This window comes from Paenimyroides ceti (genome assembly GCF_030409925.1).
On the sequence record NZ_JAUFQU010000001.1, the window covers coordinates 1,328,968 to 1,341,251 of the forward strand.

Genomic DNA, 12,284 nt, shown 5'->3' on the forward strand with positions numbered 1-12,284 from the left:
ATTTAGTTATGGTCTGATAAATACGTAATTAAATCGATTATTCGGGAAGAATATCCTATTTCATTATCATACCATCCTACAATTTTTACCATTCGGTCTAAAACTGAGGTGAGTTGGGCATCAAATACACACGAATGTGGATTTCCTACAATATCAATGGATACTACAGGATCTTCTGTATATTCGATGATGCCTTTTAATTCATTTTCTGCCGCATTCTTAAACGCCGCATTTATTTCTTCTACCGATACATCTTTATTAATATAACAGGTAATATCAGTAAGTGAACCGTCTGGTACCGGAACACGAATACCGCCACCGCCTATTTTTCCTTCAAATTCAGGGAAAATTTTGGTAAGTGCCTTGGCAGCTCCTGTTGTTGTCGGAATGATAGATTGTGCCGCTGCACGGGCTCTTCTGAGATCTTTGTGGGGCTGATCCTGTAAACTCTGATCTGAAGTGTAAGAGTGAACCGTTGTTATAAAGGCTTTATCCAAACCTCCCAATGCATCTATAATCTTAATCATTGGTGCCGCATTGTTTGTGGTACAGCTTGCATTGGATACAATGATGTCTTCTTTGTTCAGAATATGCTCATTAACACCGAGTACTACGGTTTTAATTTTGTTGTCTTCAGGAGGAACAGATAAGATTACCTTTTTTGCACCGTTTCTGATATGATGCTCCAGAAGTTCATAGGTTTTATGTTTTCCGGTTGCCTCAATGACAAAATCAATGTTGAGATCATTCCAATCTAAACGGCTGATGTCTTTTTCTCTAAAGTAACGGATTGTTTTTTCATTGATATACAGATGATCCGTATCAAAACTGATCTCATCTGAGAGCTTTCCATGAGTGCTGTCATATTTCAACAGATGGGCCATGGTTTTAGTATCTGCCAGGTCATTGATAGCTACAATCTCAATCGTTGGATGGTGGAGGAGCAGACGACATAGATTACGGCCGATACGACCAAAACCATTGATGGCTATTCGGGTGTTTTTCATGAGTAAGAAAAAAGTCGTTCTTTTTAGAACGACCTGGATTTATTATAAAATATGTTTTTGTGCTTTGTAAGATGAGCGTACTAATGCACCGCTTTCTACATGTTTGAATCCTAATTCCAGACCGATGGTTTCATATTTTTTGAATTGATCCGGTGTGATGAATTCTTTTACAGGTAAATGTTTTTTACTCGGTTGCAAATATTGACCAATGGTCAGGACATCCAGATGTACACCTTTTAAATCATGCATGGTTTGGATTACTTCTTCTTCAGTCTCTCCAAGTCCCAGCATAATACCTGTTTTTGTACGGTTTACTCCCTGTTCTTTCAGATAGCGAAGTACTTCCAGACTACGGTCATATTTTGCCTGAATACGTACTTCTCTTGTCAGTCTGCGAACAGTTTCCATATTATGTGAAACTACTTCAGGACGTACGGCTATGATACGATCAAGGTGACGCTCCATTCCTTGAAAATCAGGAATCAAAGTTTCTAAGGTAGTTTCCGGGTTCATACGTCTTACCGCTTTTACCGTTTCAGCCCAAATGATAGAGCCACCATCCTTAAGATCGTCGCGATCCACGCTGGTCAACACAGCATGTTTAATATTCATCAGTTTAATAGAACGTGCTACTTTTTCAGGTTCGTCCCAATCTACTGTTTCAGGTCTTCCGGTTTTTACGCCGCAAAATCCGCATGATCTTGTACATATGTTTCCGAGGATCATAAATGTAGCGGTTCCTTCACCCCAGCATTCGCCCATGTTCGGACAACTGCCTGAAGTACAAATTGTATTTAACTTGTATTTATCTACAAGACCTCTTAACTCCGTGTATTTTTTACCCGTAGGTAATTTTACCCGTAGCCATTTGGGTTTGCCTTGTGGTGTAAGTGTATTTGAGTCGAGAACTGTGTTCATTTTATATCAAAAAATTGTATTGCAAATATAAACAATCTATATTGTTTCTATCAGAAATTGTTGATCTATCAAAGTTACTAAATCTAAAGATCATATTTTTAAAATTTGAGTTTTATTTAATACAGGTTTGTTTGTAGTTGTTAAAAATGATAAATCACTAATAAAAAACACTATATTCGCTTTTTATTTCGAAATATTTAAGGTTATAAAATAGTAAAAGGGAATCAAGTGAGATACTTGAGCTGTACCCGCAACTGTAAGCTATATACTTATTATTATAAAAAAGCCATTGATTGTAAAATTGAGAAGGCAAATAATAAGATGCAAGCCAGGAGACCTGCCTTAAATATACTGATTTAGCTTTCGGGAAAAAAGGCAGATATCACAGATAGTTTCAGTTATTTATAGCTGAAACATGCTATTGTTATAGATATTTTTGATATATAAACCCACGAAAGCTGACTCAGATTTTGTGGGTTTAATTTTTTAAATAACTATAACATGAGAAAAAATTATTTTTTAGTAGCAGCCTTTTTATCATTTGCGGTAAATGGTTTTTCACAACAGCAGTATTATGATGGTGTTCTTATTCTGAATGAAGGAAATATGGGAAGCAATGATGCCTCAGTTTCTTTTCTTTCACCTGACAATGAGCTGACGAATTATATTGACCGATTGGCAAATAATGATGAGGAATTGGGAGATGTAGGTCAAAGTATTGCTTTCCACGATGATAAAGCATTTATTGTACTGAACGCATCCAATAAAATTGTCGTGGTCAACAGTAGTACTTTTGAATATATTGAAACAATCGATACAGGTCTTGTTAACCCTCGCTATATGGCTTTTTCCGGAAACAAGGCTTATATTACCTGTTGGGGTGTAGGAAGCAATGAAGAAGATGATTATTTAGCGGTTCTAGATCTGGAAACTTACACACTGGGGCAACCTGTTCCGATGACAAACGGTGTTGAAAAAATAGAGGAAATCAATGGTAAACTTTATATTGCACATCAGGGTGGCTACGGTTTTGAGAGTAAAGTAAGTGTCTATAATATTGCAGATGCAACTACAACAGTTATCAATGTAGGAGATGTTCCCAAAGAGATGATTGTTTCGGGTAACAATATTTATCTGCTTAACGGTGGAATTCCTGATTGGGCTTCTTCTTTAGGTCTGGTGCAAACGCCTTCCAGTATCGGAAAAATTGATCTTACTACAGATACATATCAGACACTTGTAACTTTTTCAGAAGATATGCCTGCTTCTCATATGGCACAGCAGGGAGATGGTTTTTATGTGACGAGCAAAGAAAAAATATACAAATATTCTTTGACTACCAATACATTGGATACAGCCCCTTTTATAACAACTCCGGTGACCGATTATTTAGGAATTTATGGAATGGATATTATTGAAGATAAAATCTATGTAGGGGATGCAAATGGTTATGGCAACAGTGGATTTGTTTATGTATATTCAATGGAAGGTAATTTGTTGGATACTTTTAATGTAGGCGGTCTTCCCAATCATTTTTACCCTTCTGCTGTCAGCCCTTCAGCGGGTATAGATGATCCTAAAACATCTTTGGTATCACTATATCCAAATCCGGTATCAGATCGATTATATGTAAATTCAAAAGAAGAATTTTCAGTGATTATATTTGACTTATTTGGTAAGCAAATTCTTAAAACGAAAACAAGTACACAAGGAATTGATGTAAGTTACCTTGCAAACGGTACTTATATTGTACGTTTAGAAAATAACAAGCAAGTACAGACCTTGAAATTAATCAAGAAATAATACATGTTTAAATCGATCATTTTTCTGACCTTTTTTATTTCGGGCAGCTTCGTTTTTGCACAGCCTTATGCTCCTCAGGCAGGTACGCCAGGTTCTACAGCTATACATAAGGGAAGTCTGTCTTTTACGGCGTGGGCTACCGATGTACGGGTTGTAAGAGGTTTTCAGAATATTCAGCTTCCGGGGCTGGGTCTGGCAAGTAGCGGAGTTCCTGAAAATGCCATAGGCTATCCGGATGGTAATGTCGTAAGTTTGGGCGATAAAGGATATGCTGTTGCAACCTTTGAACATCCGATAAGAGACGGTCAGGGATATGATTTTGCAGTATTTGAAAACGGATCTGTCGGCTATTTAGAACTGGCAACAGTTGCTGTAAGTTCAGACGGAGTCAATTATTATATGTTTCCGTCACACAGTCTAACACAGACTCATACACAATTGGGAACCTTTGATACACCTGTAGCACAAAATCTGCATAATCTGGCAGGGAAATATATAGGCGAATATGGAACACCGTTTGATCTTTCAGATATTCAGAACGCTCCTCTGTTGGATAAACAGGCAGTTCGTTTTGTAAAAATCACTGATGTCTGCGGATCATTAAATCCGGTATATGCCACTTATGACAGTTATGGTAATAAAATCAATGATTCGTTTCCAACACCTTTTCCTTCGGGTGGATTTGATCTGCAGGCAGTAGGCGTGATTCATGAACAGCTTTTAAGTGAAGAAAGTTTTGATGTATTTGCATTAAAAGTTTATCCGAATCCTTTTACGACAGAACTTTTTATTTCAGATGATTATAATTATGAAATAGAGTATGTATTTAAAGATGTATTAGGCAAAACAGTTTTGGAAGGCAGGTATTACGGAGGCATTATCAATACTGGTTCACTTCCCTCGGGTATTTATCTTCTGACCTTGCAGAGTCAGGGGAAGAAAAGAAATCTAAAAATGATTAAAAAATAAATTATTGTTTTTTTTTGAAAATCGTCTGGTAGTAATATCAGGCGGTTTTTGTTTTTTTACTCCAATACGAAAAAACTAAATGTATATTTGCAAAAAATTAAGCAGTTTCTACTCATGATTACAGTAAACGATATCGCAGTTCAGTTTGGCGGTACTACCTTATTTAGTGGTGTCAATTTTTCTATAAATGAAAACGATAAAATTGCCCTTATGGGGAAAAATGGTGCCGGAAAATCTACTCTTTTAAAAATTATTGCAGGTGTTAGTAAACCGACTTCCGGCTCTGTTGCAGTTCCGAAAGAGGCTTCTATTGCCTATTTACCGCAACATTTGCTTACTCAGGATAATGCCACAGTACGGGAAGAAGCATCAAAAGCCTTTGCAGAATTATTTTCAATGAAAGCTGCTATTGAAGAAATAAACGAACAGCTGACTGTACGCACGGATTATGAATCTGATGAGTACATGAAACTTATTGAAAGAGTATCAGAATTAAGTGAAAAGTTTTATTCTATTGAAGAAGTCAATTATGATGCTGAAGTAGAAAAAATTCTAAAGGGGTTAGGATTTACACAAACAGATTTGGACCGTCCGACCTCAGAATTTTCTGGTGGATGGAGGATGCGTATTGAACTCGCTAAAATACTTTTACAAAAACCCGATTTGATTTTGCTTGATGAGCCTACCAACCATATGGATATCGAAAGTATTCAGTGGCTCGAAGAGTTTTTGATTAACTCGGCAAAAGCTGTTATGGTCATCTCGCATGATCGCGCATTTGTTGATGCCATTACCAACCGTACTATTGAAGTGACTATGGGGCGTATTTATGATTACAAAGCCAAATATTCTGATTATTTAGTATTGCGTCAGGATCGACGTGCTCATCAGTTAAAAGCGTACGAAGAACAGCAAAAGATGATTGCTGAGACTACTGAGTTTATTGAGCGCTTTAAAGGTACCTATTCCAAAACGTTACAGGTACAGTCTCGCGTAAAAATGCTTGAAAAACTGGACATTATTCAGGTAGATGAAGTGGATACATCGGCTCTTCGCCTAAAATTTCCTGCAGCTCCGCGTTCAGGACAGTATCCGGTAGTCGTAGAAGGTATGACGAAAAAGTATGGAGACCATGTCGTTTTCCATGAAGCCAATATGGTGATCGAAAGAGGGCAGAAAGTCGCTTTGGTAGGTAAAAACGGAGAGGGTAAATCTACTATGGTAAAGGCGATCATGCAAGAATTGGATTTTGAAGGCAAAGTTGAGATCGGACATAATGCTAAAATTGGATATTTTGCTCAAAACCAGGCCTCATTACTGGATGAAAATCTTACTATTTTTGAAACTATTGACCGTATTGCAGAAGGTGATATTCGTACACAGATTAAAAACATTTTAGGGGCATTTATGTTTTCGGGAGATGATATACAGAAAAAAGTAAAAGTCCTTTCCGGAGGTGAAAAGACGCGTCTTGCAATGATAAAACTACTGCTGGAACCGGTAAACCTGTTGATTCTGGATGAGCCTACCAACCATCTGGATATGAAAACAAAAGACATTATCAAAGATGCTCTGAGAGATTTTGAAGGAACTGTATTACTGGTGTCACATGATCGTGATTTTCTGGATGGATTAGCCGAAAAAGTATTTGAATTCGGAAACAAACGTGTAAAAGAGCATTTTGAAGATATTAAAGGCTTTTTGGCACACAAGAAAATGGAAAATTTAAGAGATATAGAAAAATAAACATTCATTAATCATTTGAATCCCGGCTAAAGGAAATTTTTTATTTTTTTATGAGAGTGAATTAATAAAGTACTAATTTAGTACTACTTAAAAAAATAAGAATATGAAAAAAATCATCTATTTCTCTTTGTGTCTGATGTTTATATTGACATCCTGCAGTACAGGTAATGTTCACGATTACATCATTGCATCACAACAAGCGGATTGTACGGGAGTAGCTCCGCAAAAGTGTTTATTGGTAAAAAAAGGAAATGCTACCGAATGGGAATATTTTTACAGTACCATTGAAGGATTCAACTATGAACCTAATTATGAATACCGTATTAAAGTAAAAGAAGAAAAACTTGCGAATGTACCTGCAGATGCTTCTTCAATAAAGTATTCATTGGTTAAGCAGATGAGCAAAACAGCTAAAACATCTGAAAACCTACCTGTGGTAATGTCACAGACTCAAAAGGAATATCAATGTACAGCAAAAGTACTTGAAGTACAAAAAGAATCCATTGGTAGAGGTGCTGCTCAGGGAAAAATGGAGGTAATCGTTGTGAAAATGCGCATAAGCAGTTCTGTAAGTCCGGAAATTAAAGAAGGATCCACTGTATATGCAGAATTGGTACCTTCTCCGACAGTAATGCCTGTGGTAAACAGAGAATATGTTTTCAAAGCAAAAAATTTACATCCGGCACATGCAAAAGGCGTTTATCTGCTTGAAACGAATGTGATGGATCTTGTACATTAAAAAGTAACATATAAATAAGATATAAATAAGATATAAATGAAGCTCCCTATACTGGGAGCTTTTTTCATATTTATCAATCCATTGATTACTTCTTAAAATACCGTGCTACTTTACACAAAATCATGTATATTTGTGAAAACACTATATTTTATGGAAAAAATTATATCATTTGCTATCTGGTCATTACTGATCTATGGCGTTGCTAAATTAGGATCACAGCGCGTAATTGGATTTAAAACATCTATGATTGTTTCTATACTAATGACACCTCTTGTGGGATTAATCGTTGTTTTATGCTCTCCAAAAGCCGAAAAAAAGTCTGCCATAAATAAGCCATTACATTCACAATAAATTTATGGGGTTTTGGAAAGTATTCTTTGGATTGGTATTCTAATTCTTTTAAGTTATCTTGTCGGTAGAGTCGGGGCAAAAAGAACCATTGGATTTTGGTCAGCTTTTATGATGTCAATATTGGTCAGCCCTGTTTTGGCCCTTCTTATTGTTTTGAATTCTAACAGATTAAAAAAATATCATCATAAATAGCAGGGAATAAATGAATGATTTAGCGGATTCTTGTGTTGCTATTTAAATTCTTATATGCGGAATTTTAAAAAGGCAGTAGGGCGTTCTTTTATCAGCATATAAAAACTGGTACTGTATGCCTGTAAACTTTTATAGCCTACTTTATGTGCCACTTCAGAAATAGTATATTCCCCTGTACCCAGATATTCAATACTTTTAATAATTTTCACCAGCTGTATGTATTTTAGTACAGTAATTCCGGTTTCTTTTTTAAAAATGCGCTCCAGTGTCCGAAGAGACAAATTAGCGGCTTCTGCGAGTTCGATAATGTTGATATCTTCGCAAAAGTGTTTGTTTATATAATGGCAAACAACTGTTAATCGGGAGTCTTCGGGTACGGGTATACTCAACGTTAACGAGTGTTTTACAAAGTTAGGTAGTTCTCTGAAAATAGCCAGTAGAAAGGCTTCTTCTTCTATAGAATATTCTTGTTTTTTACTCCACTTAGCAGCATATTTAAGCATCTCTTTTAATACTACCGGAACTGTAAATATACAGATGTTATCATAAAAAGCATCTTGCTCTTCTACATCAAAAAACAAAGTCATCAATCGGATAGAAGTAGCCTCAGTTGTTGTTTTGTGCAATAGATTTGAAGGAATCCAGGCAGCGTGATTCTGAGGCAGCAATATAATTTTTTTATCGATGTGCAGGTATTGAAATCCTTCTTCTACATATACTAATTGGGCACGTTTATGAGAATGAGGGTCTGCCTCGTGTACCCAATCATCTTCATACCAAACAAAGCTGCTTTTGGGAATCTGATCAACTAATACAGTTGGAGAAATCTTTATCATACCACATTTCATGTCGTTCTGTATTTAATTATTGGCAAATTTAAACAAAAAAACGCATTTACATTTGTATCCTACATAATACTTAAAAATATGAATGATACAATAGATCAACCCACTAAAAAAACATTTCAGGCTTTTGTTCCTGTATTAGCGATTGTATTAATTGCCGGAAACCTGCGGTCGCCCATCACAGCAGTAGGTCCTGTTTTGGGAGAAGTAAGTAAGGCACTTTCGTTAACCAATCTGCAGGCAAGTTTACTCATTTCAATTCCGTTATTTGTATTTGCCTTTCTGTCAGTAGTGGTAAGCAGGCTTTGTGAAAAATACCGCATCAAACCTATCGTTTTCTTTGCACTATTTATTTTGATGGTTGGATTATGTCTTCGTATTACCGGTACCGTCTATTTTTTATTTCTCGGTTCTTTTTTGATAGGATTGGGAATCTGTGTGGGCAATGTAATAATGCCGGGATATATAAAAAATGTATTTCCAGATAAAATAGGGGTTATGACAGGGTTGTATTCGGTGTCCATGAATCTTATGGCTGCTTTAGCTTCAGGTTTTAGTGTTGTCATAGGCAAATATACGGGCTATGGCTGGAAAGGTTCAATGGGAGTATGGATCATCTTGTCTTTCCTTGCCTTGTGTATATGGCTTTTTGAAAAATCAGCTAAGAAGAGAACAACTGTAAAAAAATCAGCTCAGCCATCTTCCAAGAACTCTCTTTTCAGATCATCTCAGGCATGGAACATAAGTTTGTTTATGGGAATTCAATCCTTAGTATATTATTGCGTGATTTCATGGATACCGGCAGTACTACTGGATTACGGATTACCAAAAGAATCAGGTGGCTGGGTGCTATCAGTGATGCAGTTGGCCATGTTACCGGTTACCTTTTTTGGTCCTATTGTTGCTTCGCGATTGTCAAACCAGAGACCACTAATAGTGGGAATGACGATTTGTATGGTTGTAAGTATTGTATTGCTCGTTTTTTTTCAGGCAACTTACATCTATCTGGCTGCTGTATTATTAGGTATGTCTTCCGGTTTGGCTTTTAGTTTATCTATGTTATTTTTTTCAATCAGAACAAAAAATAGTGAAAATGCGATTAAAATCTCAGGTATGGCTCAGTCCATAGGCTATTTATTAGCGGCTTTTGGTCCACCTGTTTTTGGAAAACTGCATGATTTTGACAGCAGCTGGAATTTTTCTTTCTATTTTTTACTGCTAACACTCGTTGCGCTGTTTTATTTTGGTTGGCAGGCAGCCGGAAATAAATATGTTGAAAATTATTAATAATAAAATGTATGATATGAAAAAAACAATAATACTTACCATAGCAATATTATTAACGTCTTTACAGTTATTATCTCAGAATAAGGCTCGTATTCTCGTACTTATCCATTCTGAATCAGGAGGTACTTATAAGCTTGCAAAAGAACTCGTCAAAGGAATTGAAGAGGAAGGAAAAGCAACAGCCGTTATAAAACAGGTAAAACCAACTTTAAATCCGCTGATGAAAGATGTACCCGTAGCTGTTATTGATGAATTGGCAGATTATGACGGGATCGCTTTCGGATCGCCTGTCTATTTTGGAAATATGAGTGGTAGCATGCGTAGTTTTCTCGATGGCAGTATTGATTTATATACGCATAAGAAATTAGCAGGAAAACCAGCTACAGTATTCATGTCAGCCGGCAGCGGAGATGCTCATGAAGCAGCCATTCTATCCTTTTGGAACACATTGGCAGTACATGGAATGATTATTGTACCAGCCGGTACCGCTTCAATTGATAGAGATATTGCTCAGGGAAATACTGTATTCGGAGCAACTTCTTTACAGGCTATGCCGGGAAGTGAAAGACCTTCTGACGGAGAGAAAAAATTTGCTATATTGCAGGGAAAATCATTTGCTCATATTGTTGTTGCTTTACACAATAAGAGCACAGCCTCTGTTGAAATGTCAGCAACGTCTTCTACTCAAAATAAGACGGTTGCAAACAGATTGAAGGAATCAGGTATTATATTGCCTGATGTACCTGCTCCGGCAGGAAACTACACCCCGTTTACACGTTCGGGGAATCTAATTTATATTAATCAGGTAGCATTAAAAGAAGGAAAAATACTTTATCCGGGTACCATTGGCAAAGATATTACTGAACAGCAGGCAAAAGATGCAACATATCAGACTATGCTCAATATCATTGCGGTACTCAAAGAAGCTACGAATGGTGACTTGGAAAAAGTAAAACAGTGTGTACAACTTACGGGAATGTTTAATACGGAACAAGGATATACAAAGCATGCGGATTTAATGAATGTGGCATCCGACTTGAACGTCTTGATCTTTGGTGATAAAGGAAAACATACCAGAGCGACTCTGGGAGCTTCTTCACTACCTTTAAATTCCAGTGTTGAGATACAGGCTGTTTTTGAAATAGAATAAATAGTAATACATAATCTTATGAGAAATCAGAAAATCAGAATTTGTGTAGCAGGAGCCACCGGATGGGCTGGTTCTGCCTTGTGTAAAGGAATAATAAATGATGATCAGCTGCAGCTGGTGAGTGGAGTTTCAAGAAGTCAAAGCGGTAAGCATCTGTCAGAAGTTCTTGGAACAGATGGAACTCCGGTTCCGTTGTTTAAAGATGTAGAGACTGCCCTGTCTGCTATTGATGCAAACGTATTATTTGAGTTCACGAAACCTGATATAGCCAAACACAATGTATTGACAGCACTCAGAAAAGGTGTTGATGTCATCATCGGAACTTCAGGTCTTACAGAAGAAGATTATAAAGAGATAGAAAAGACTGCCCGGGAAAAAAACCGTGCCGTCTTGGCTGTTGGTAATTTTGCTATCACAGCAGTATTATTGCAAAAGCTTGCAGAAACTGCAGCTAAATATCTTCCTGATTTTGAAATTATAGACTATGCAGATCATCAAAAAATAGATACACCAAGTGGAACTACTCTGGAGCTGGTAGATCGTTTATCAAAAATTCACCAGCCATCAGATGCCATATCCGATGATGAACTGGTAGGTCCGGTTGAGAGCAGAGGAGCTAAAATTCATAACATACGGGTTCATTCCCTGCGCTTACCAAGTTATGTGATTGCCATTGAAACTATTTTTGGACTGCCGGATGAACGGCTGACCATTCGCCATGATTCCGGAAGCAGTGCTACACCATATGTTGCCGGTGGATTGTTAGCAATTAAAGAAATTCACACATTTAAAGGATTAAAAAGAGGACTTGACAGTATCATGAAATTTTAGTTCAAAAAATATTCACTATTCATTTTTTAATAAAGCCTTTATCTTTTTATCAGGGATTAAAAGGCTTTCTTGTTTAAAATACTGTTATGTTGAAAAATAATTTTAAATAAATTTGTTTTTTAAGATAATTATAACTTATTTTATTTAAAATTAAGTATCAGTTTACCGATAAAACAACCCCTTGTGGTTTTACATGCACAGTTAAATGCCCCGAAGCATTTTGCGAATTTTTTTCGCTTCATTAACTGTGTGTTGCAAAATAGTATAAACCACAGGTATTCCCCGAAGTTGTTTTTTCAGTAATGCAGAGATCATTCTTGTGTATATGACTATTTCTGGAGGACAAAAGAGAATGATTAAGATTATCCGAAACACATTTTAAGTAGTATGTTCACAAAAATTAAGCATACAATTGTTGTTGCTTTAAGCTGAGTAAGTGCCCTGTA

The 12,284-nt window shown here is 36.6% G+C and carries 12 protein-coding genes and 1 riboswitch; of the genes, 7 read left to right on the forward strand and 5 right to left on the reverse strand.

From position 1 onward, the window contains the following. Positions 1-2: 2 nt before the first annotated feature. Positions 3-1,007, reverse strand: coding sequence for a type I glyceraldehyde-3-phosphate dehydrogenase (gap, locus tag QW060_RS06395; RefSeq protein ID WP_290362814.1), 1,005 nt, complete (start codon positions 1,005-1,007; stop codon positions 3-5). 42 nt (positions 1,008-1,049) lie between these two features. Beyond that, entirely contained in the window at positions 1,050-1,925 is an 876-nt protein-coding gene (gene lipA / locus QW060_RS06400) for a lipoyl synthase (protein ID WP_290362815.1), read from the reverse strand. 183 nt (positions 1,926-2,108) lie between these two features. Continuing rightward, positions 2,109-2,284, forward strand: a riboswitch (cobalamin riboswitch). Positions 2,285-2,426: 142 nt separating this feature from the next. Between lipA and QW060_RS06405 the strand changes: the two genes are divergently transcribed. The 4 genes from QW060_RS06405 (at position 2,427) to QW060_RS06420 (ending at position 7,182) form a co-directional block, all read left to right on the forward strand. Continuing rightward, positions 2,427-3,728 carry a DUF5074 domain-containing protein gene (locus QW060_RS06405; protein ID WP_290362816.1) on the forward strand — a complete coding sequence of 434 codons (1,302 nt, stop codon included), beginning with the start codon at positions 2,427-2,429 and terminating at the stop codon, positions 3,726-3,728. Positions 3,729-3,731: 3 nt separating this feature from the next. Then, on the forward strand, positions 3,732-4,697 hold the full coding sequence (locus QW060_RS06410; RefSeq protein ID WP_290362817.1) for a T9SS type A sorting domain-containing protein: 966 nt from the start codon (positions 3,732-3,734) through the stop codon (positions 4,695-4,697). A 114-nt stretch (positions 4,698-4,811) separates the two neighbouring features. Next, positions 4,812-6,443, forward strand: coding sequence for an ABC-F family ATP-binding cassette domain-containing protein (locus QW060_RS06415; RefSeq protein WP_290364709.1), 1,632 nt, complete (start codon positions 4,812-4,814; stop codon positions 6,441-6,443). A 103-nt stretch (positions 6,444-6,546) separates the two neighbouring features. Beyond that, a complete protein-coding gene (locus tag QW060_RS06420; RefSeq protein ID WP_290362818.1) occupies positions 6,547-7,182 on the forward strand; it encodes a DUF4377 domain-containing protein in 636 nt (211 codons plus the stop codon). 253 nt (positions 7,183-7,435) lie between these two features. Here QW060_RS06420 and QW060_RS06425 read toward each other — a convergent pair whose 3' ends face one another. Further along, a complete protein-coding gene (locus QW060_RS06425; protein ID WP_290362819.1) occupies positions 7,436-7,612 on the reverse strand; it encodes a hypothetical protein in 177 nt (58 codons plus the stop codon). Positions 7,613-7,775: 163 nt separating this feature from the next. After that, positions 7,776-8,573: a helix-turn-helix domain-containing protein gene (locus QW060_RS06430; protein ID WP_290362820.1), complete on the reverse strand. Its 798-nt coding sequence runs from the start codon at positions 8,571-8,573 to the stop codon at positions 7,776-7,778. 78 nt (positions 8,574-8,651) lie between these two features. On the opposite strand from QW060_RS06430, the gene QW060_RS06435 reads away from it, so the two are divergent. The 3 genes from QW060_RS06435 to dapB are packed head-to-tail and all read left to right on the forward strand — an operon-like array spanning position 8,652 to position 11,838. Then, positions 8,652-9,857, forward strand: a complete 1,206-nt coding sequence (locus tag QW060_RS06435) for a CynX/NimT family MFS transporter (RefSeq protein ID WP_290362821.1) — start codon at positions 8,652-8,654, stop codon at positions 9,855-9,857. Positions 9,858-9,873: 16 nt separating this feature from the next. After that, on the forward strand, positions 9,874-11,007 hold the full coding sequence (locus tag QW060_RS06440) for an Atu1372/SO_1960 family protein (RefSeq protein WP_290362822.1): 1,134 nt from the start codon (positions 9,874-9,876) through the stop codon (positions 11,005-11,007). 18 nt (positions 11,008-11,025) lie between these two features. Next, positions 11,026-11,838, forward strand: coding sequence for a 4-hydroxy-tetrahydrodipicolinate reductase (gene dapB, locus QW060_RS06445; protein WP_290362823.1), 813 nt, complete (start codon positions 11,026-11,028; stop codon positions 11,836-11,838). Positions 11,839-12,039: 201 nt separating this feature from the next. Here dapB and QW060_RS06450 read toward each other — a convergent pair whose 3' ends face one another. Beyond that, positions 12,040-12,213 carry a hypothetical protein gene (locus QW060_RS06450; protein ID WP_290362824.1) on the reverse strand — a complete coding sequence of 58 codons (174 nt, stop codon included), beginning with the start codon at positions 12,211-12,213 and terminating at the stop codon, positions 12,040-12,042. Positions 12,214-12,284: the final 71 nt, after the last annotated feature.

Bases quoted from the DNA above. Each gene is read 5' to 3' on its own strand.
- QW060_RS06405 (WP_290362816.1), top strand. From the start codon at position 2,427: ATGAGAAAAAATTATTTTTTAGTAGCAGCCTTTTTATCATTTGCGGTA.
- QW060_RS06430 (WP_290362820.1), bottom strand. From the start codon at position 8,573: ATGAAATGTGGTATGATAAAGATTTCTCCAACTGTATTAGTTGATCAG.
- gap (WP_290362814.1), bottom strand. From the start codon at position 1,007: ATGAAAAACACCCGAATAGCCATCAATGGTTTTGGTCGTATCGGCCGT.
- QW060_RS06415 (WP_290364709.1), top strand. From the start codon at position 4,812: ATGATTACAGTAAACGATATCGCAGTTCAGTTTGGCGGTACTACCTTA.
- QW060_RS06435 (WP_290362821.1), top strand. From the start codon at position 8,652: ATGAATGATACAATAGATCAACCCACTAAAAAAACATTTCAGGCTTTT.
- QW060_RS06420 (WP_290362818.1), top strand. From the start codon at position 6,547: ATGAAAAAAATCATCTATTTCTCTTTGTGTCTGATGTTTATATTGACA.
- dapB (WP_290362823.1), top strand. From the start codon at position 11,026: ATGAGAAATCAGAAAATCAGAATTTGTGTAGCAGGAGCCACCGGATGG.
- QW060_RS06440 (WP_290362822.1), top strand. From the start codon at position 9,874: ATGAAAAAAACAATAATACTTACCATAGCAATATTATTAACGTCTTTA.
- QW060_RS06410 (WP_290362817.1), top strand. From the start codon at position 3,732: ATGTTTAAATCGATCATTTTTCTGACCTTTTTTATTTCGGGCAGCTTC.
- lipA (WP_290362815.1), bottom strand. From the start codon at position 1,925: ATGAACACAGTTCTCGACTCAAATACACTTACACCACAAGGCAAACCC.